General features: G+C 65.7%; 18 protein-coding genes and 1 pseudogene. 11 read left to right on the top strand and 8 right to left on the bottom strand.

Annotated elements, in window-relative coordinates; genetic code table 11:
- Positions 1-175 precede the first annotated feature (175 nt).
- Positions 176-1678 carry a carboxylesterase/lipase family protein gene (locus ACIQ3B_RS14230; RefSeq protein ID WP_397403675.1) on the bottom strand — a complete coding sequence of 501 codons (1503 nt, stop codon included), beginning with the start codon at positions 1676-1678 and terminating at the stop codon, positions 176-178.
- A 120-nt stretch (positions 1679-1798) separates the two neighbouring features.
- On the opposite strand from ACIQ3B_RS14230, the gene ACIQ3B_RS14225 reads away from it, so the two are divergent.
- A complete protein-coding gene (locus tag ACIQ3B_RS14225; protein WP_397403673.1) occupies positions 1799-2635 on the top strand; it encodes a YmdB family metallophosphoesterase in 837 nt (278 codons plus the stop codon).
- Here the strand turns inward: ACIQ3B_RS14225 and ACIQ3B_RS14220 are convergent.
- Entirely contained in the window at positions 2632-4359 is a 1728-nt protein-coding gene (locus ACIQ3B_RS14220; RefSeq protein ID WP_397403671.1) for an ATP-binding protein, read from the bottom strand. The two genes, ACIQ3B_RS14225 and ACIQ3B_RS14220, sit on opposite strands and share 4 nt — an antisense overlap.
- A gap of 193 nt (positions 4360-4552) precedes the next feature.
- Here ACIQ3B_RS14220 and ACIQ3B_RS14215 point away from each other — a divergent pair, with 193 nt between their 5' ends.
- Positions 4553-4915 (top strand): phage holin family protein, encoded by a 363-nt coding sequence (locus ACIQ3B_RS14215; RefSeq protein WP_397403670.1) that lies wholly within the window; start codon positions 4553-4555, stop codon positions 4913-4915.
- Positions 4916-5004: 89 nt separating this feature from the next.
- Here ACIQ3B_RS14215 and groL read toward each other — a convergent pair whose 3' ends face one another.
- A complete protein-coding gene (gene groL / locus ACIQ3B_RS14210) occupies positions 5005-6654 on the bottom strand; it encodes a chaperonin GroEL (RefSeq protein WP_397403668.1) in 1650 nt (549 codons plus the stop codon).
- 42 nt (positions 6655-6696) lie between these two features.
- Positions 6697-6984, bottom strand: coding sequence for a co-chaperone GroES (gene groES, locus ACIQ3B_RS14205; protein ID WP_397403666.1), 288 nt, complete (start codon positions 6982-6984; stop codon positions 6697-6699).
- A 217-nt stretch (positions 6985-7201) separates the two neighbouring features.
- Here groES and ACIQ3B_RS14200 point away from each other — a divergent pair, with 217 nt between their 5' ends.
- The 7 genes from ACIQ3B_RS14200 to ACIQ3B_RS14170 all read left to right on the top strand — a co-directional run bounded on the left by ACIQ3B_RS14200 (position 7202) and on the right by ACIQ3B_RS14170 (position 15205).
- A complete protein-coding gene (locus ACIQ3B_RS14200) occupies positions 7202-8416 on the top strand; it encodes a class I SAM-dependent methyltransferase (RefSeq protein WP_397403664.1) in 1215 nt (404 codons plus the stop codon).
- Between the two features lie 115 nt (positions 8417-8531).
- A complete protein-coding gene (locus ACIQ3B_RS14195; RefSeq protein ID WP_397403662.1) occupies positions 8532-8945 on the top strand; it encodes a hypothetical protein in 414 nt (137 codons plus the stop codon).
- Between the two features lie 175 nt (positions 8946-9120).
- On the top strand, positions 9121-10443 hold the full coding sequence (locus tag ACIQ3B_RS14190) for an acyl-CoA dehydrogenase family protein (RefSeq protein WP_397403660.1): 1323 nt from the start codon (positions 9121-9123) through the stop codon (positions 10441-10443).
- A 127-nt stretch (positions 10444-10570) separates the two neighbouring features.
- Entirely contained in the window at positions 10571-12034 is a 1464-nt protein-coding gene (locus tag ACIQ3B_RS14185; protein ID WP_397403658.1) for a tannase/feruloyl esterase family alpha/beta hydrolase, read from the top strand.
- 5 nt (positions 12035-12039) lie between these two features.
- Complete coding sequence (locus tag ACIQ3B_RS14180) at positions 12040-13509, top strand: tannase/feruloyl esterase family alpha/beta hydrolase (protein ID WP_397403656.1); 1470 nt, start codon at positions 12040-12042, stop codon at positions 13507-13509.
- A 264-nt stretch (positions 13510-13773) separates the two neighbouring features.
- Positions 13774-14523, top strand: a complete 750-nt coding sequence (locus ACIQ3B_RS14175; RefSeq protein ID WP_397403654.1) for a TSUP family transporter — start codon at positions 13774-13776, stop codon at positions 14521-14523.
- Positions 14524-14617: 94 nt separating this feature from the next.
- Positions 14618-15205, top strand: coding sequence for a GNAT family N-acetyltransferase (locus ACIQ3B_RS14170; RefSeq protein ID WP_397403652.1), 588 nt, complete (start codon positions 14618-14620; stop codon positions 15203-15205).
- Here ACIQ3B_RS14170 and ACIQ3B_RS14165 read toward each other — a convergent pair.
- From ACIQ3B_RS14165 to tadA, 3 genes are all read right to left on the bottom strand, one after another.
- Complete coding sequence (locus ACIQ3B_RS14165; RefSeq protein WP_397403650.1) at positions 15202-16344, bottom strand: serine hydrolase domain-containing protein; 1143 nt, start codon at positions 16342-16344, stop codon at positions 15202-15204. The two genes, ACIQ3B_RS14170 and ACIQ3B_RS14165, sit on opposite strands and share 4 nt — an antisense overlap.
- A gap of 24 nt (positions 16345-16368) precedes the next feature.
- The gene (locus ACIQ3B_RS14160; RefSeq protein WP_397403648.1) at positions 16369-17250 is read right to left on the bottom strand and encodes an SDR family NAD(P)-dependent oxidoreductase; all 882 of its coding nucleotides are present in this window, start codon (positions 17248-17250) and stop codon (positions 16369-16371) included.
- Between the two features lie 333 nt (positions 17251-17583).
- On the bottom strand, positions 17584-18036 hold the full coding sequence (tadA, locus tag ACIQ3B_RS14155; RefSeq protein ID WP_397403646.1) for a tRNA adenosine(34) deaminase TadA: 453 nt from the start codon (positions 18034-18036) through the stop codon (positions 17584-17586).
- Positions 18037-18048: 12 nt separating this feature from the next.
- On the opposite strand from tadA, the gene ACIQ3B_RS14150 reads away from it, so the two are divergent.
- Positions 18049-19311, top strand: coding sequence for a pseudouridine synthase (locus ACIQ3B_RS14150; RefSeq protein ID WP_397403644.1), 1263 nt, complete (start codon positions 18049-18051; stop codon positions 19309-19311).
- On the opposite strand, the pseudogene ACIQ3B_RS14145 reads toward ACIQ3B_RS14150, so the two are convergent.
- Positions 19271-19891, bottom strand: a pseudogene (locus tag ACIQ3B_RS14145) (enoyl-CoA hydratase/isomerase family protein); the annotation flags it as partial. The gene ACIQ3B_RS14150 and the pseudogene ACIQ3B_RS14145 sit on opposite strands and share 41 nt — an antisense overlap.
- Before the next feature lie 153 nt (positions 19892-20044).
- Between ACIQ3B_RS14145 and ACIQ3B_RS14140 the strand changes: the two are divergent.
- The coding region (locus ACIQ3B_RS14140; RefSeq protein ID WP_397403642.1) for an RsmD family RNA methyltransferase at positions 20045-20363 on the top strand (319 nt) is incomplete at its 3' end.

Here is a 20363-nt window from a genome sequence, read left to right as displayed (position 1 = left end):
TGCGCCACGATCCGCTCGCGCAGGTCCATCGAATAGCTCTTGCCCATGATCCACCTCCATCCACGGTGAATCACGCTTCGCCAGATTTGGGAATCCTTCGATTCCCGATTCAGGCACGACGCTCTAGGCACCCTGCCTCGCCCCCCTACGTCAAGAGCTGCGCCTAAGCCGGCGGCTATTTCGCCAGCTTCAACCCCGGCAGCGCCGCGGCCTGCTGGGCGTCCAGCTGGGTCTTGCGTAAACCCACCCGCACGCCGCTGGAGGCGCCGAACTCCATCAGCCGATCGGATGTTGCGTCATAGGCCGGCCAGGCCTCCGCGCCGCACTTTGGCGTCGAGGTTCTGGCGAACGACACCCAGCAGGCGTGCATCAGGCTGGCCATGGCGCGGTCTTCATCGGACACCACGCTCATCGGCGTGCGCCGACCCCAGTATTCCCAGACGTACTGGATCTCGGCGGCATGGGCCGAGGTCGTCGCCGCGGGACGGTATCGGGCGCCCACATAGGAGAAATAGTAGAGCCACGCGGGTTTGCCTGCAGAGGCCTTCGCCGCCACCCAGCGCGCCGGGCCGCCCATCAAGCGATCGGTGAACATGGCGCGCGCCAGGGTGTCTTCTCCCTTCGCGGCCTCCTCCGGATAGGCGGGCTTCAGCGCCTCCACGCCGAAACGGGCCAGGGCCGCCATCGTCTGTTTCGCCGGACCCATCAGGGAGTCCTCGCCGGAATTCGAGCCGATCATCAGGGGCACATCCGCAAACCGGCCGCGCGCCAGCGCCTGGGAAGCCGTCTCGGTCATCAGCTTGCCGTCGATGAAGGGCTGGTAGTCGCCGTTCACCGGGACCAGTTTCTCGACAGGGATGGCGCGAAGGTCGGCGGCCGTGGCGGTTTCGGCCACGCCGAGCCGGGCGAGCGCGGCGGCGCCCTCCTTCTCCTTGTCGGCCAGGGTTTTCGGCTCGAACCAGCCGGCGCCGCTCTGGACGATAGCCTTGGCGTAGAGGCCCCTGGCCGACGAGGTCGCCAGCAGCGACAGGATGCTCATGCCGCCCGCACTCTCGCCAAACACCGTCACGTTGCGGGGATCGCCGCCGAACGCGGCGATGTTCTTCTGGACCCATCTCAGGGCGGCCACCTGATCCATGAGGCCAAAGTTGCCTGTGGGCTTGCTGCCCGCTGCCCTGGTGAGCGCCGGATGGGCGAAATAGCCCAGCGCGCCCAGCCGGTAGTTGATCGAGACGACCACGACCCCGTCGCGGGCGAAGTTCTGGCCGTCGTAGACCCAACCTGCACCGGTCCTGTGGCTCCCGCCGTGAACCCAGACCATGACAGGCGCGCCCTTGGCCTGCTTCGGGGTGAAGATGTTGAGTTGCAGGCAGTCTTCGCTGACCGGTCCGTTGGCGCCGCCGCCGTTGGGCATGTCGTTTGGCAGCATCGGCTGCGGACAGGACGGCCCGGCCCTGGTCGCATCCCTCGCGCCGGTCCAGGCGGGCGCCGGTTGCGGTGGGGCCCACCTCAGGTCGCCCACTGGCGCCGCAGCGAAGGGGACATTCAGGAAAGTGTTGGCCCGGTCGCTGGCCTTCCCGACCACAACGCCAGCGGACGTCTTGACCGAGACCGACTGGGCCAGCACGGGCGTTGTCAGCAGGGTTGCGGCCAGGATGGCGCCTGCGATCCGGATCATGGTCGTCTCCCGTTCATTTGGGCCGGATTAGCCCTGCTTTCGGACGCTTCGGCAACCGTCAGTCGAACGCGCCGCGAGGCTTCGATTTGATCCCGGCAAGGAAGTCTCTAGTAGAGGCCCATGAGATTTGCCTTTTTCGGAGACGTGGTCGGTCGTTCAGGCCGCGAGGGGCTGGCGGAACACCTGCCGGGTCTGCGCCGCGCGCTTCAGCTTGAGTTTGTGATCATCAACGCCGAAAACGCCGCTGCGGGGTTCGGGATCACCGAGGCCACGGCGCGCGAGCTGTTCGACGCCGGCGCCGACTGCCTGACGCTGGGCAACCATTCCTGGGATCAGAAGGAGGCGATGACCTATATCGTCCGGGAACCTCGCCTGATCCGGCCCCTGAACTATTCCGCCTTTTCCCGCGCCCCCGGTCGGGGTTCACAGCTGTTCGACACGCCCGACGGCAAGCGCATACTGGTGATCAATCTGCTGGGCCGGGTGTTCATGGACGCGCTTGATGATCCGTTTGCGGCCGTAGACCCGGAACTGGACGCCTGCCCGCTGGGCGCGGTCGCCGACGCTATCATCGTCGACATGCACGCCGAGGCCACCTCGGAGAAGATGGCCATGGGCCATTTCTGCGATGGCCGGGCAACCCTGGTGGTCGGCACCCACAGTCACGTGCCCACCGCCGACGCACAGATCCTGCCAGGCGGCACGGCCTATCAGACCGACGCCGGCGCCTGCGCCGACTACGACAGCGTGATCGGCAACCAGAAGGAGGAGCCGCTGCGGCGCTTCACCACCCGCATCTCCGGTGGCCGCTACAAGCCCGCAGAAGGCCCGGCGACAGTCTGCGGGGTGTTTGTCGAAACCGATCCGGCCACGGGGCTGGCGCGCCGCATAGAGCCGATACGGATCGGAGGGCGTCTGAAGCCGACGGTCCCGACGCTGGATGCTGTCAACAGCTAGGCTACAGCCCCGGACCTGACAGCGGCTGGGGCCGCCTTCAACGCGTCGGCGATGGCGTTGATTAACGCGGACGGCTGCACCGGCTTGGCCTGCAGGGCGTTGAAGCCAAGGCCCTGCAAGTGCTCCGCCTCGCCCGACATGGCGTCGGCAGTCAGGGCGATCACAGGAATGTCGCGACGCCCCGCCTGGCCGTCGCGCAACCGGCTGAGCGCCTCGACACCGTCCATGATGGGCATGTGGAGGTCCATCAGCACCAGGTCGAAGCCGCCTGATCGCAGTCGATCCAGCGCCTGACTGCCGTTGCTGGCCGTCTCGATCGTGGCTCCGGCAGCCTCCAGGATCGCGCGCGCCACAGCCAGGTTGACCGGATTGTCATCGGCCACGAGCACCTTGCAGGTCAGGAGGGCGGCAGGTTCAATGGCCTGCGGTTCCGTCATCTGGATCGCCGGCAGCGGTAACCAGACGTGGAAACTGGATCCTACGCCGGGCTCGCTTTCGACACAGATATCGCCGCCCATCATCCTGGCCAGGGTTCGGCAGATCGATAGGCCCAACCCGGTGCCGCCGTAGTGACGGGCCGTAGAGGCCTCGGCCTGGGCAAAGGGGCGGAAAATCAACGCCACCTGTTCGGGGGTCATGCCAATGCCGGTGTCGCTGACCACAATCGCGACGCCGCCATCGCCATCGGCGCCGGGCGCAGGGCGCAGTTCGAGCCGAACGTGGCCCTCGCGGGTGAATTTCACGGCGTTGGAAATCAGGTTGAGGATGATCTGGCGTACCCGCGTCTCGTCGCCCAGCAGCGCTTCAGGCAGGTCCGGGTCGACATGACAGGTCAGGGCGAGGGACTTGGCGGTCGCGATCTCGGACCAGAGCTCGACGGTCTGGGCGCCGGCGGCCCCCAGGTCGAACGCCACGACATCCAGCTCAAGATGCCCGGCCTCGATCTTGGCGAGATCCAGCAAATCGTTGAGCATGGTGAGCAGGCTGTCGCCTGAGCGCAGGACGGTGTCGACGTAGCCAGCCTGCCGTGTGTCCAGATCCGTTCGGCGCAGGGCCCGCGCCATGCCCAGAACACCGTTCAGTGGCGTGCGGAGCTCATGGCTCATCACGGCCAGAAATTCGGATTTGGCGTTGTTGGCCGCGACCGCATCGCGCTGGGCGACCTCAAGCGCGGCGGCGGAGCGCATGTTGGCGTGGGCGCTGGCGCCGACATAGGCCAGCAGCATGGCCAGGGAGACCATCAAGCTCAGGAGCGAAAGCCCCGAATAGTTACCATCAGAAAGCGGCAGGGCGATGAGGGCCAATGTCGGCGGGATCATCAGCGCGGCCAGGGCGACCGGAGCGCGAAAACAGAAGCACTGGGCATGCACCAGAACACCGGCCAGGATAGCGAAGGCGACCAGCCGGAAAGCCTCACCGCCTGCCCACCAGTAGAGGACGCCCATCAGGGTCCAGAGGGCCCCGGCGCCAAGCAGAACGAGAAGATAGGCGATGCGGTTGAAGGGCGCCAGCGCGCCGCCGGCCACCGCGTTGCGGCAAACCACTATGATCAGCGCTTCACTGACGACATAGCCGCCTCCCCAGATCAGAGCCTCTGCAAGGTCGACATTCACGCCCAGCAGGATTCCGCAAATCAGAGCGATCAGGGCGCGCGCCAACAGCGTGTCGCACGAGGTGGCGGCCACCGCGTCCAGTCGTTCGTCCAGAAGGTTGCGGAACCTCATGAGCACCTGAGCGCACTCCCCGTGCGGCGCCGGAAGCCTACTTGGACGTCTGACAAGATCTGTCCTAAGCGATATATGTAAACAGACCATTGTTCTTTGAATTGTGTTCTTTCGGGCGGCGAGCCTCAAGATAGTGGCCGGTCGGGGCGTTCAGGGGCTAGGCTGACGGTCCTGGCTCCCGGGAGACACGCAGATGCTTGCCAAGTTCCTCGTCCGCGCGGTGTTCGCCGCCCTCGGCCTGTGGGTCGCCTCCGAGGTCGTACCCGGGGTCGATGTCAGGACAACCGGCGCCCTGATCATTGCGGCCATGCTGCTGGGGGTGGTCAACGCCATTGTGCGCCCGGTGGTGTTCATCCTGACGCTGCCGATCACCATCGTGACACTGGGCCTGTTCCTGCTGGTGGTGAACGCGATGATGATAGGCCTGGTGGCCTGGCTGGTGCCGGGATTCAGGATTGACGGCCTGCTGGCAGGTTGCCTGGTCGCCATTGTCACCGGAGTCTCCAGCTGGATCGGGGGGCTGGTGCTCCGGGACGATAAATCGAACAGGCGGTGAGCTGACGATCAACGGCTGAGACCTGGGCAAAGAAAAAGGGCGGAACCCTGCGGTCCCGCCCTTCATTTTCAGTACGTTTTGAGCGTGGACTAGAAGTCCATGTCGCCCATGCCGCCCATGCCACCGCCGGGCATGCCGCCACCGCCGCCGCCGCCCTTCTTGGGGGCTTCGACGATCGCAGCTTCCGTGGTGATCAGCAGGCCGGCGACCGAGGCCGCGTCCTGCAGAGCCGTACGCACAACCTTGGCCGGGTCGATCACGCCGGCCTTGACCATGTCGACGTATTCTTCGGTCTGGGCGTTGAAGCCGAAGGTGGCCGAACTGTTCTCGAGCACCTTGCCGACCACGATCGAGCCTTCGACGCCAGCGTTCTCGGCGATCTGACGGATCGGAGCCTGCAGCGCACGGCGCACGATGGCGACGCCGGCTTCCTGGTCGTCGTTGTCACCCTTGAAGCCATCCAGAATCTTGGAGGCCTTCAGCAGGGCGACGCCGCCGCCGGGGACGATGCCTTCTTCCACGGCCGCACGGGTCGCGTTCAGGGCGTCATCGACCCGATCCTTCTTTTCCTTCACTTCGACTTCGGTCGAGCCGCCGACGCGGATCACGGCAACGCCGCCGGCCAGCTTGGCCAGGCGTTCCTGCAGCTTTTCCTTGTCGTAATCCGAGGTCGTGTCCTCGATCTGGCGCTTGATCTGCGAGATGCGGCCTTCGATGTCGGACTTGTCACCCGAGCCGTCCACGATGGTGGTGTCGTCCTTGGTGATGGTGACCTTCTTGGCGCGGCCCAGCATTTCGAGCGTGACGCTCTCCAGCTTGATGCCCAGGTCTTCCGAGATCAGCTGACCGCCGGTCAGGATCGCGATGTCTTCCAGCATCGCCTTGCGGCGATCGCCGAAGCCCGGCGCTTTGACGGCCGCGACCCGCAGGCCGCCACGCAGCTTGTTGACCACCAGGGTGGCCAGGGCTTCGCCCTCGACGTCCTCAGCGATGATCAGCAGGGGCTTGCCCGACTGGACCACGGCTTCAAGCACCGGCAGCAGGGGCTGCAGCGAGGAGAGCTTCTTTTCGAAGAGCAGGATCATCGGCTCTTCGAGGTCGGCCTCCATCTTCTCGGGGTTGGTGATGAAGTAGGGCGACAGGTAGCCGCGGTCGAACTGCATGCCTTCGACGACGTCGAGTTCGGTCTCGGCGGTCTTGGCTTCCTCGACGGTGATGACACCCTCGTTGCCGACCTTGGCCATGGCCCGGGCGATCATCTCGCCCACTTCCACGTCACCGTTGGCAGAGATAGTGCCGACCTGGGCGATCTCGGAGTTGTCGGAGACCTTCTTGGAGGTCGCCTTGATCTCTTCGATGACCTTGGCGACCGCCTTGTCGATGCCGCGCTTCAGGTCCATCGGGTTCATGCCGGCGGCCACCGACTTCAGGCCCTCGACGACGATGGCCTGGGCCAGCACGGTCGCGGTGGTGGTGCCATCACCGGCCTTGTCGTTGGTCTTGGAGGCGACCTCGCGGATCATCTGGGCGCCGAGGTTCTCGAAACGGTCAGCCAGTTCGATTTCCTTGGCGACCGAGACGCCGTCCTTGGTGGAGCGCGGGGCGCCAAAGGACTTCTCGATGACCACGTTGCGGCCCTTGGGGCCCAAGGTCACCTTGACGGCGTTGGCGAGGATGTTGACGCCGCGCAGCATGCGATCGCGCGCGTCGGAGGCGAAATAGACGTCTTTCGCAGCCATGTTGGGTTCTCTTTTTCTGAATAGAGGGAATGTGAAGGTCGGTTAGGAAACGACGCCCAGGATGTCGCTTTCCTTCATGATCAGCAGGTCCTTGCCATCAAGCTTGACCTCTGTGCCGGACCACTTGCCGAACAGGATGCGGTCGCCGGCCTTGACGTCGAGAGGCTGGACCTTGCCGCTGTCGTCGCGGGCGCCGGGGCCGGTGGAGATCACTTTGCCTTCCTGCGGCTTTTCCTTTGCAGTGTCGGGAATGATGATCCCGCCCTTGGTCTTCTCTTCTTCCTCGACGCGCTCCACGAGCACGCGATCTCCCAGGGGACGAAACGCCATGTGTCTTCTCTCTCTGATTCCGTACGAGACGGTTTGAATGCTCTGACGGGCCTGAAGGGGCGCTACTGTTAGCAGTCGCCAGCCCTGAGTGCCAATGTCGGGTGGGAGTTAGGTAGGACAGCCCCGGGAGTCAAGGCAGGCGGCCCCAGCTTTGCCCATGGCGGGTTGGCTTTTCAGCCGTGGTTCCTATTCTGGGGCCTTGGTCAGGAGACCCTCGGTGAATCTGCAATCGGTCCTACTGAACGTCGTTCGGGTCGGCGACCTGACGATCAAGCTGCCCGGCGGGCAAACGCTGAAGTTGGGCGACGGTTCCGGACCGGCCCTGACAGCGCGCATCACCTCCAACAGTTGGGCGGCTCGGATCGCCACCAATCCCGGCCTGGGCGTCGGCGAAGCCTATATGGACGGCGGGCTGGTACTGGAGCAGGGCGAGATCTCCGCCTTCATCGACCTGATCGGCGCCAACGCCGAGTTCAAGAAGAAGAAGCGTCGCGGCCCGATCCGGCGCTGGCTGCGCCGTACGATCCGTGAGGCCAACAACCGCGTGCAGTCGCTGCGCAACGTGGCACACCACTATGACCTCTCATACGACCTATACCGGCGGTTTCTGGACGAGGACATGCAGTACTCCTGCGCCTATTTCGAACGCCCCGACATAACGCTGGAAGAGGCCCAGCTGGCCAAGAAGCGGCACATCGCCGCCAAATTGAATCTGCAACCCGGCCAGAGCGTGGTCGAGATCGGCTGCGGCTGGGGCGGGCTGGCGCTGCAGCTGGTCGAGGATTCAGATGTCGAAGTCGACGCCATCACGCTCTCCATCGAACAGCTCAAGATCGCCAAGGCCCGTGCCGAGGCCAAGGGCTTGGCCCACAAGGCCCGCTTCTCACTGACGGACTACCGGGACCTGCAGGGGACCTACGACCGGGTATTGTCGGTGGCGATGTTCGAGGCTGTCGGTAGGCCCAACTATCAGGCGTATTTCGATGGCGTGGCGCGCCTGATGAAGGACGATGGGGTCGGCCTGGTTCACTCCATCGGTCGGCCGGAGCCCGGCGTCACCAACAGCTGGATCGACAAGTACATCTTTCCAGGCGGCTATAGTCCTTCACTCTCAGAGGTGATGCCCGCCATCGAGCGGGCGGGCCTGATCGTCACAGACGTGGAGATCCTGCGCCTGCACTACGCCGAGACCATCCGACACTGGCGCGTCCGATTCGAGGCCGCACGCGCCGATATCGCCGAGCTCTACGACGAGCGGTTCTGCCGGATGTTCGAGTTCTATCTGGGTATCGCCGAGCAGAGCTTCCGCGCGCGACGGCAGTACATCTGGCAGATTCAGCTGGCCAAGCGCGTGGACGCGCTCCCGATCACGCGGGACTATATCGCCGAGAACGAGCGCGCCTTTGCGAAGCCGGCGAAACGGGCGGCTTAGGCGCCGTACACATCCCGAGTGCGCGACCGGCGGCGCCATTTTCTCTGGACCGCGACGAATGCGCCGCTAGGGTTCGCGCGAGAAACGAAACAGAAGACCGTTGGAGAGAATACCTATGCGCCGCGCCCTTGCGATCGCTGTTGTCGCCGCCCTTGCCGTGACCAGCGCCGCCTCCGCCGAGACCTGGACCAAATACATCGATGGGCCGAACGGCACCGCCTGGTCCTTTGATGGCGACTATACCTATCGTGATCGCCAGACAGGGCGCCTGGTCGTCATGCAGGCTGTCTCAAAGCCGGAAGCCAAGCTGGGTCCGGCAGGTCCTGGCAAGTCCGACGGCGTCGGCAATATCGTGGCGCTGGATTGCGCCAACAAGAACATGATCATGATCGGATCCTACAAGCCGTCTGCTCCCTTCGAGGAAAAGACCGGCTGGCGTCTGCAATCGCCGAAGAAGGCCGATGGCCCGGACAATGAGGCCCTCATGGCGGCCGTCTGTCCGATGGCGGCCAAGGCGCCGTCGAAGTAGTGACCCTGGCCGGTGCGGGTCCCAGGCGCGCGCCGCGTCTTAAAACGTTTGTTTGATTCCCGGCGAAAATGATCCAAAGCTCTCGATCAATCGCTGCGCGCGCTGGCGCGCGGCGACACTGACCACAGAGCCGGCGACCCGAGCCCTGACCAACATATCCAATGGGAGACATCCGATGAGCGAAACCCAGACCAAAGCGCAGTCCGGCTTCAAGCTGAGCCCGCAGGACGAACTGAACGACCTGCGCATGTCCGACAAGGCGTTGCCGCTGTTCAACGCCGTCAAGGCGTTCATCAAGGACGTCGCGGAGCCGGCCTCCGAGGAGTGGCATCGCCTTGGCGAGGGTCGCCCTGATCCCTGGCAGTACGCGCCGGGCCAGCTCGAAGTGCTGGAAGCCGCCAAGGAAAAGGCCAAGGCTGCAGGCCTCTGGAACTTCTTCCTGCCGAACGCGGAAACCGGTGAAGGCCTGTCCAACCTGGACTACGCCTATATCGCGGTCGAACTCGGCAAGGTGCGGCTGGCCTCCGAGATCATGAACTGCGCTGCGCCTGACACCGGCAACATGGAAGTGCTGGAGCGGGTGGGTACGCCGGAGCAGAAGAAGCAGTGGCTGGAGCCTCTGCTGGAGGGCAAGATCCGCTCGGCCTACTGCATGACCGAGCTGAACACCGCCAGCTCCGACGCCAAGAACATCGACACCCGGGCGGTGCTGGTGGGCAACGAGTACATCATCAACGGCGAGAAGCACTACATCTCCGGCGCCGGCAGCCCGCGCTGCAAGATCATGATCTGTATGGTGCGGACAGGCGGCGAGAATGATCCGCCCCAGCTTCAGCAGTCGCAGATCCTGGTGCCGCTGCCCACGCCGGGCGTGGAGATCGTCGGCGGACAACATGTGTTCGGCGATCCCGATGCGCCGCATGGCCATATGCACATCCGGTTCAACAATGCCCGGGTGCCAGCGTCGAACATACTGCTGGGCGAAGGCCGTGGTTTCGAGATCAGCCAGCTTCGCCTGGGTCCCGGTCGTATTCACCACTGCATGCGCGCGATCGGCTCGGCGGAAAAGGCTCTGGACCTGCTGGTCATGCGCGGCATGACCCGCGTCGCGTTCGGCAAGCCGATCATCCAGCTGGGCGGCAATCTCGAGATCGTCAGCCGCGCGCGGATCGAGATCGAGGCGATGCGCCTGATGGTGTTGAAGGCCGCCAAGGCCATGGACGTGCTGGGCAACCGCGAAGCCCGCGTCTGGATTCACATGGTCAAGGCCATGGTGCCCGAGCGGGTCTGCAAGATCATCGATCAGGCGATCCAGATGTATGGCGCCCTGGGCGTGTCGCAACACACCCCGCTGGCGCGGATGTACGCCAACACCCGCACCCTGCGCATCGCCGACGGCCCCGATGAAGTCCACCACATGGTGGTGGGTCGCAACGAGCTGCAGCAGCTGCGGGAGATCGCCGAGGACTCCTCCATGGCGGCGGTCTTCCGGAACTAGGTTCCGATCTGCAAGCCCTGAAATGGCGAGGCCCCGACTGCAAGTCGGGGCCTTTGTCGTCTCTGGTTCCCCAAGTCGCTCACCTGTGATCAACTCATCCCAACAAACGGTACGGGGGGAATCCGGGATGAAATGGATGATGATGGCGCTCGGCGCGGCGCTGGCCGTTGCGACGCCGGGACTGGCGCGAGCCGAAGTGGCCTGTGCAGACCTCAAGGGTGTCGAACTCGATCATGCCGAGGTGACCGCCGCAAGCGCGGAAACTTCCGGCGCCGTGGCGCTGTGCAAGGTCTCGGTCACCAGTCGTCCGACGTCTACATCGGACATCCGTATTGAAGTCTGGATCCCGGCGGGCGGCGCCTGGAACGGCAAGTTCGTTCAGATCGGCAATGGCGGGTTCGCGGGGTCGATCGCCTCGGGTCGTCTCAAGGCCACGGCGGCGGGCGGTTATGCGGCGGCGGGCACCGACAACGGTCACCAGGCGGCGGGGACCTCGGCGTCCTGGGCGTTGGGCTATCCGGAGAAGCTGGTGGATTTCGGCTGGCGCTCGCTGAAGGAAACCGCGGACATCGCCAAGGCCCTGATCAAGGCCCAGAAGGGCGGCGGCCCGCAGACCTCCTACTTCTTTGGCTGCTCGGACGGGGGCCGCGAGGCCCTGATGATGGCACAGCGGTTCCCCGCCGATTTCGACGGCATCGTCGCCGGTGCGCCAGCCAACTACATGAGCCGGCTGTTCGGGATCGGCGCAGCAAACCAGCAGGCGTTGGCCAGGCCCGGCGGCTATCTGGGCGCGCCGCAACTCCAACTGCTGCAGAAAGCCGCCCTGGCCCAGTGTGGCGGCGAGGCCTTCATTCGCGACCCGGCGGCCTGCAAATTTGATCCTGCACGTCTGCAGTGCAAGGTCGGGCAGACTGAGGAATGCCTCACCGCAGCTCAGGTCCATTCCGCCCGCACGATCTATGATGGACGTCGCCATCCGCAGACCGGCAAGATCGCGTTCCCCGGGTTCAGTCCCGGCGCGGAAGCGGCCGGCGGCAGTTGGCAAGCCTGGACCACGGGTCCTTCCGCCGACCGGATCGGTCAGGCGGCCTCCTATCAGTTCACGTCCAACGCCCTGAAGTACTTCGCCTATGGCGACCCGGCCTTCAATTTTCTGACCATGGATGTCGGCGCCCAGTTCGACCGGGCCCAGACGAAGATGGCGCCGATCATCGACAGCGCGAGCCCAAACCTCAAGGCATTCAAGGCGCGCGGTGGAAAGCTGATCCAGTTCCATGGCTGGAACGATCCGGCGATCCCGGCGAAATCCAGCATCCTCTATTATGAGGACGTAGGCCGCACGATGGGTGACACCTCGGGCTTCTATCGGATGTATCTGGTGCCCGGCATGCTGCATTGCGCAGGCGGCGCGGGTCCGAACACCGTGGACTGGCTGGCGCTGGTCGACCGGTGGGTGGTGGGCAAGGACGCGCCCGGCCCTGTCACGGCTACCTCCGTCGCCAACGGCTCGCAGCTGCTCTGCCCCTACCCCGCTGTAGCGCGCTCGGACGGCTCCGGCGGCTGGGCCTGTTCGTCCCGGAAGAAGGGCTGAGCGTCATGAAGCGATTTATCCTGGCAGCGGCCATGGCATTGGCGGCAGCGCCGGTGGCGGCGAACGCTGAAACCGACTGCGCCGACCTTGCAGCGCTCAAGATGCCACATGCCGAGGTAACATCCGCCCGGCTCGAGACACTGGCGAATGGATCGGCCTGTCGTGTTTCGGTCACCAGTCGCCCGACGCCGACCTCGGACATCAGGATCGAGGTGTGGATCCCGGTGGGAGCGGCCTGGAACGGCAAGTTCGTGCAGGTGGGCAACGGCGGACTGGCGGGCGCCATCCCTGTGGCCCAGATCAGGCTCCGGGCCGAGGCAGGCTACGCAGCGGCCGGCACTGACGACGGCCATGTGGGCAATGGTCGCACCGCTGTCTGGGCGCTGGGCTATCCGGAAAAGATCCGGGACTTCGGGACCCGATCACTTAAGGAGACCGCCGACGCCGCCAAGGCCCTGATCCGCGCGCAGAAGGGTGATGGCCCCAGCCAATCCTACTTCGCGGGCTGCTCGGCGGGCGGGCGCGAGGCCCTGATGATGGCGCAGCGGTATCCGACCGTGTTCGACGGCATCGTCGCCGGCGCCCCGGCCAACTACAATACCCTGATCACAGGGGGCCGGGCTTACATGCAGCAAATGTTGGCGCGGCCCGGCGCCTATCTGGCCAGAGATGACCTGCAGCTGCTTCAGGACGCCGCGTTGAAAACCTGCGCGGCGGGCGGGGCCTTCATTCGTGACCAGAAGGCATGCCGCTTCGACCCGGGCGTTCTGCAATGCAAGGCCGGAGCAGCGCCGGGGTCGTGTCTGACCGCGCCGCAGGTGGCCGCCGCCCGCGCACTCTACACGGGTCGGCCCGGCCCCAACGGGCGTTCGCTGTTCCCCGGCTACACACCCGGCGCCGAAGCGATGCCCGGCGGCTACCAGGCCTGGAACACCGGCGCCTCGATGGAAACTTTCGCCGAATCCGCCGGCCACACGATCTCGTCCCAGTTCATGAAATACTTCATCTACGGCGATCCGGCGTTCGACTTCCTGAAGGCCGACCTGGGCCCGAGGTACGACCGCGATAGCCGCAAGGCCGCCGCTGAACTGGACGCGGTGAACCCGGATCTCCGACCGTTCAAGGCCCATGGGGGCAAGCTGATCCAGTACCATGGCTGGAACGACCCGGCGATCCCGCCGCTCGGCAGCATTCGATACCATGATGAGATGCGCGGCCGCATGGGCGACACCTCGGATTTCTACCGGCTCTACATGGTCCCCGGGATGCTGCATTGCGCCGGTGGGGCCGGACCGGGACGCGTAGATTACCTCGATGTGCTGGACCGATGGGTGACGAAGCGCGAGGCGCCGCAGAGCCTGATCGCCAGGGCCGATGCCGGAGACGAAACGCAACTCCTTTGCCCCTACCCCGGCGTCGCCCGCGGGGATGGCAAGGGCGGCCAGGCCTGTGCCGCACCAAAGCCGAAAGGTTGATGGAGCCGAGCAAGCTTGGCCTCACACCAGGATCGGCGTAGTCGCAGGTCGACTCGCCAGAGACTGAAAACGTCTTTCCGTCGCCCGGCCCCGGCCAGGGCGCCCAGGACCCGATCTGCCGGTGCAGAGGCGGGGTCCCTGCCCGGCGCTCGCCCTGCGAGGCTTGCAGCGCCCTTCCAGTCCCGCGCGCGACGCGCAGCGGGTTCGTGATCGGTAGCGGCCTGTGCCCGCTTCCGGCGCGGGCCCCGACCTTGGAGGACGAAATTGACCCTGCCCGCAGCTCTGTTTGTAGTCTGCATGGCCTTTGTCACGGCTATGCTCTCTGGCGTGTTCGGCATGGCCGGCGGTCTGGTGCTGATGGGCGCGCTGGCGCTGGTCCTGCCGGTGCAGGCCGCCTTCGTCACCCACGGCATCCTGCAGCTGGTCGCCAACGGCTGGCGAGCGATCCTGCAACGGAAGCACGTACGCTGGGAAATCGTTGGCTGGTACGCGCTGGCGTCACTGATCGCCGGCGGGGTCGTCGCGCTGCTCAGCTTCACGCCCTCCAAGCCGCTGCTGTTCCTGATGCTGGGCCTGGTGCCTTTCCTGACGTGGCTGCCGCAAAAATGGATCAATCTGGACGCCGGAAAACCCTTTCAGGCGTTTCTGTCAGGGCTCACGGTCACGGGCCTGAACCTGACAGCCGGTGTTGCGGGCCCGCTTCTGGATATCTTTTTTGTCCGCACGGAACTGACCCGCCACGCCATCGTCGCCACCAAGGCCGCGACCCAGGTGTTCGCGCATACGGCCAAGATACTGGTTTACGGCGCGCCTCTAGTCGCAGGCACAGGGGTGGGCTTGCCGCCGCTATGGGTGTTCGCCCTGGCGATCCCCTTGTCCATGGCCGGCACGGCGGTAGGCGGGGCGATCCTGAACCGGTTGAGCGATGTGGATTTCAAGCGCTGGACCCGGTGGATCATCACGGCGATCGGGATCAGCTATCTGGTGCAGGCCGCGCAGCTGATGCTGGGCTGAGCGCCAACTGGACTGTTGGCACGTGTAAACTGGATATTTCCGGCGCCTGCGCCCACGCCTAAGAGGCCTGCAAGGCAGGAAGAAAGGCGAGATCATGCGATTGAACTCTGAAGTCTTGCAGAACGATTTTGTCCGGCTCGAACCGTTCAGCGATGCCTGCAAGGAAGAGCTTCGCGCGGCGTGCGCGGCTGATCCCGCGACCTGGAACGATCTCTATCCCTACTCGATGCTGGGTCCCGGATTTGACTTCCACTGGGCGCGCATCGGGCAGGAGATCGCGGAAGGCAAGACCATGGGCTTTGCGGTGGTCGTCAACGGCGTTTGCCGGGGAATGTCCACCTACATCGGGATCGACGAGATGAACCATGCGGTGGAGATCGGCGCCACCTACTACGAGCCCTCGGCGCGCGGGGGTCCCGTGAACCCGTCGGCCAAGCGGCTGCTGCTCGGCCACGCGTTTGATTGCGGAGCCACCCGGGTCCAGTTCAGGGTCGACGCGATCAACGCCAGGTCCCGCGCCGCCGTGTTGAAGCTGGGCGCGGTGCAGGAGGGGATCCTGCGGCAGGATCGCGTGACCTGGACCGGCCGTGTGCGTGACACCGTCCACTTCTCGATCCTCGCCGACGAGTGGCCCGCCGTCCTTGATCGCCTGGATGCCCGACTGGCGGCGTTCGCGGTCTAACCGCCCAGACCCGACCACATGGCCATCGCCAGGGCGAAGGCGCGCATATCGCCGGTGGTGGTGCCGGCCATCTTGTTCATGGCGTAGGCGAAGGTGGTACGGGCATCCATGTCAATGATCACCAGCGATCCGCCATAGCCACCCCAGAACATCGAGTTGGGGTTAGGCAGCGGGACCGCGCCGCCCGCCAGCCCGAAGCCCAGCCCGAAGCGGGCCGGGCCGCCGAGGATCAGGTCGGTCCCCTCGATCTGCAGTTCCAGCGCCTTGCGGCAGCCAGCCTCGGACAGGAAGCGCTTGCCCTTGGCCACGCCCCCATTCGCCAGGATGGCATGGATCTCGGCCACCGAGCGGGCATTGCCCGTCCCGCCCGCCGCCGGGATCTCGGCGCCGCGCCAGCCGCGGGTGCGGGTGGCCATCACGTCGATCCCGGGATTGCTCGACATATTGGCCTGCAGTTCGCTCTGGGCCGGGCCATCGGCGATGGCGGCCCCTGGCGGCGGCGGGATCAGGTGGGCGACGCGGTGATCCTCCGGGGCCGGGAGGCCGATATGAAAGTCGGCGCCCAGCGGTTCGGCGATCTCCTCGCGGAACACAGTCCCCAGGGAGCGGCCGGTGACGCGGCGGATCACTTCCCCCACCAGATAGCCCTGTGTCAGGGCATGGTAGCCGGGCGCAGTTCCCGGCTCCCAGTACGGCGCCTGGGCGGCAAGCAGGCTGGTGACCTTCTCCCAGTCGTACAGGTCGTCGTTGGTGATCGGTTCCTCCCAACCCGACAGCCCGGCGGAATGGGCCATCAGGTGGCTGACCTTCACGCCCGCCTTCCCGTTGGCCGCGAACTCCGGCCAGTACTTCGCCACCGGCGCGTCGAAATCCAGGTCTCCGCGATCGGCGACCAGCAACGCGGTCAGGGCCGTCATGGTCTTGGTGGTGGAGTAGACGTTGACGATGGTGTCCCGCTCCCAGGCCCTGGTCTTCTCCGCGTCAGCGAACCCGCCCCAGAGGTCGACGACGGTTTCACCCTCGAGGGTGGCGCAGAACGAGGCGCCGATATCCTGGCCGCTGGCGAGATGGCCTTCGAAGACTGCCCGCGCATCTTTGAAGCGGTCGTGGGTCATGCCCTGGGTTGAGCCGTCAGCCATGGGGTTATCCTCTTGCTTGCGGCGTCAGGCGCTGGCGGCCGTACGTTCGGTAGCGTCGGCGAAGAACACCTTTGACGCGTTCTCGGCCACCTCCTGGGCGGTATAGGGCCGGCCCGGCTGGAAGCCTTCGGTCTGCAGCATCTTGATTTCGCGCACGCCCCGACTGGAGACGCCCAACACCTTGCCCGAGTGGTCCGCGGCCAGGTCCGAGACCATGTAGAGCACGCCGGGCGCGATGTTCTCGGGCAGGCTCAGCGGGTCCGGGTCCTTGCCAATGCGTCCGGGCAAGTCGGCGGTCATGCGGGTGTAGGCGCCCGGCGCCAGGCACATGACGCGGATGTTGTACTTGCGCCCCTCGATCGCCAGCACGCGGACCATGCCGTAGATGCCCGCCTTGGCGGCCCCGTAGTTGGTCTGGCCGAAGTTGCCATACAGGCCCGAGGTGGACGAGGTCAGCACCATCGAGCCACCCTTGCCGTTGTCCTTCATCCACTTCCAGACCGGCAGGACGCAGCAGTAGGTGCCCTTGAGGTGCACCTTCACCACCAGATCCCAGTCCTGTTCGGACGTGTTCGCGAAGGACTTGTCTCGCAGGATGCCTGCATTGCAGACGAGGATGTCGACCTGCCCGAACGCGTCCAGGGCCGTCTTCAGGATGTTCTCGCCCCCGGCCATGGTGGAAACGTCGTCGCCATTGGCCACGGCCTTGCCGCCCTCTGCGATAATCTCATCGACCACCTTCTGGGCCGCAGCGCTGGTCCCGTTCCCGGAGCCGTCGCGTGAGCCGCCCAGGTCGTTGACGACGACCGAGGCGCCTTCCCTGGCGAACAGTTTCGCATAGGCCTCACCCAAGCCACCGCCCGCGCCGGTAATGATTGCTACCTTGCCGTCCAGCAGACCCGCCATGATCGTCCTCCCATACCGTTGTTTGGAAGCATCATCCCGCCGGGAGGGTGGCTCTGGCAAGCGCCTACTTTGAGAGTTTGTAGCGCCAGTCCTGGCTCCGCAGTTTGCCGCCGACGGTTCCCTCGCGCCGCGCGCAGAGATCGGCGTCACAGCGGCGGTAGATCACCCACTGGGGAAAGTCGTGCGCCGTGTTCTCGAAAACCGCGTCGGCGGTGGGCCTGGTATGACGGCGGCTAAGGTCGCGCCTGCCGACTCGGCGCTGATCTTCATGAACTCGACAAAAGACCGCCGGTCAGCGCGGTTGATCTGACCCATTCCCGGCCCCCGTCAGCATCACATCCCGCCCCCGGACTTTCGACGCGCCCGGAAGAACCCCTTCAGCAGGCTGGCGCATTCTTCGGCCAGAACGCCGCCGGTCACTTCGGGTCGCCAGTGGCAGGTGGGTTGCTCGAAGAAGAGAGGGCCGTTGACCACCGCCCCTCCCTTGGCGTCCTCGGCTCCGAACACCAGCCGCCCAATACGCGCATGGCTGATAGCGCCTGCGCACATGGCGCAGGGTTCCAGGGTGACCACCAGGGTCAGGCCGGTCAGCCGATAGTTGCCCCGCTTAAGCGCCGCAGCGCGCAAGGCCACGATCTCGGCGTGGGCCGTGGGATCATGGGTTCCGATGGGCTGATTGGCGCCTGTGGCGATGACTTCGCCGGTCGCGGGATCGACCACGACAGCGCCCACAGGCGTCTCGCCATTGTCGGCTGCGGCTTGCGCCGCCTCAAGCGCGATGCGCATGGTGCGAAAATCATGATCCACGATCCACTACGACCCTATCGCGATGACGACGGTCAACCTCGCAATGACGGCGATGAGGGCGAAGGCGGCGAGCGTATCGCCAAACTGCTGGCGCGTTCGGGCGTGGGATCGCGCCGCGATGTGGAGCGTCTGATCGGCGAAGGCCGGGTCGCGATCAACGGCCAAACCCTGACAACACCCGCGGTGAAGGTCAGCGCGGGCGACATCCTGACGGTCGATGGCGAGGTCGTGGGCGAACCGGAACCGGCGCGGGTGTTTCGCTATCACAAGCCGGTAGGACTGGTGACCACGCACAAGGACCCGGCGGGCCGGCCGACTGTGTTCGAGAACCTGCCCGAAGGGTTGCCGCGCCTGATCTCGGTGGGCCGTCTGGACATCAATTCCGAAGGCTTGCTGCTGCTGACCAACGACGGTGGCCTGGCCCGGGCTCTGGAGATGCCGTCAACAGGCATCGTGCGGCGTTACAGGGCTCGCGCCCACGGCCGCACCACCCAGGAGCGACTGGATACGCTGAAAGACGGGATCACGGTGGAGGGCGTACGCTACGGCCCGGTCGAGGCGAAACTCGACAAGGCCAAGGAAGGGCCGCAGGGCGCCAACCTGTGGCTCACCGTCACCCTGCAGGAAGGCAAGAACCGCGAAGTCCGGCGTGTGCTGGAAGCCATCGACCTGAAGGTCAACCGGCTGATCCGTCTGGCCTATGGACCATTTGCACTTGGTACGCTGGGCGACGGCGAGATCGAGGAAGTCGGCCCCCGGGTGATCCGCGAGATGCTGTCCGAGCATATCGAGCCCGAAAACCTGCCGACCGGCGAGCGGCCCCAGTTCCGGTCGGCCAACAAGAGCGCCGCACGGCGCGCGCAGGAGGCGGCCAAGGTCGAGGCCGATCTGGCGCCGGTCCGCACACCCAAGGAAAAGCCGGTCTACAAGGCGGGATGGGCCACGCCGAAGCCCAAGGCCAAGCAGCCGCTGAAGGACAAGGCCGTCGCCAAGGCCCGCGCTGCCGGCAAGTCGAAAGCCGCGGCCAAGCCGAAGTGGTTCCCTGCGAAGGACACCCCCACACGGCCCGGGATCATCGACCGTCCCAAGCTGGGCGCGCCCCGGCCCGGCCCGGCTAGACCTTCTGGATCTGGGCGGGCGGCAGCCCCTGCGCCAGGCCCACGCGGGCCGAAGGGGTCCGCATCACCTCCTGGAAAGACCGGCGCTCGTCCGCCAGGCCCTCCGAAATCGGGCGGTCGAGGGCCGCGCGGGTGAGGCGCTTGGCGTAAGCGATACCGTCCGCGCCGCGGGTTTCCCATTCGCTGGCGATTTCCAGCGCGCGGGCCAGCGGGTCGGCGGCCAACTCATGCACCATGCCGATGGCGTGCGCCTCGGAGCCAGAGAAGGTCAGGCCCCGCAGTATGATCTCCAGCGCCCTGGCCTCGCCCACCACGCGAGGCAGCCGCTGGGTGCCGCCGCCGCCGGGGAAGATGCCTACGCGGGTCTCCGGAAGGCCGATGGCCTCGACGGTCGGGCTGGCGATCCGGAGGTCGCAGGCCAGCGAAAGCTCGAATCCGCCACCCATACAGAGGCCGTTTATGGCCGCGACGACCGGTTTGGGGGCAGCGAAGATCGCGTCGACCAGCGCCAGAAATCCCTGCGCCGGCGGAGCGTTAGAAGGCGGCAGCACGGCGGCGTCCTTGAGCTGCTCGCCCATGACAGCCAGCTCGCCGACATCATAGTGGCGGATGAAAATGTCTGGCAGGCCGCCGGTGATGATCACGGAGCGCACCGCTGGGTCGGCGCTGAGCGGTCGGAACAGATCCAGCATCTCCTGCGCGCCAGCGGCCGTCATCGTGCCCAGCGGTGGATTCGCATAGGCCATCACCGCGATTCCGCCCTGGCGTTCCACAGTCACCAGACCCATGTCGTTCTCCCTGACGTCGGTTCATCTTGATTGTTGGCCGAAACCTTGGAACGGGAGAGCAGGACCAGCAAGGAGCCATCTGTGCGCATCGTATCGGGCGAGTTTCGCGGCAAGGCCCTCGTAACGCCGACGGGTGATGCAACGCGACCCACCTCCGATCGTGCGCGGCAGGCGATCTTCAACATCCTGGAGCATGCCGCCTGGTCACAGGGCGTGCGCGGGCGGCGCGTGATCGACCTGTTTGCAGGCTCGGGCGCACTAGGTTTCGAGGCGTTGTCGCGGGGTGCAGACTTCTGTCTCTTCGTAGAGACGGACGAGGCGGCGCGCGGCGCGATCCGCGACAACGTCGAGAATCTGGGTGGTCTGTTCGGCAAGACCCGTGTGCATCGTCGCGACGCGA

Source organism: Phenylobacterium sp. (assembly GCF_044358365.1).
Taxonomy (GTDB): domain Bacteria; phylum Pseudomonadota; class Alphaproteobacteria; order Caulobacterales; family Caulobacteraceae; genus Phenylobacterium.
Note: the sequence above shows the minus strand (reverse complement) of the source record. Positions and strands in the feature narration are given on the sequence as shown.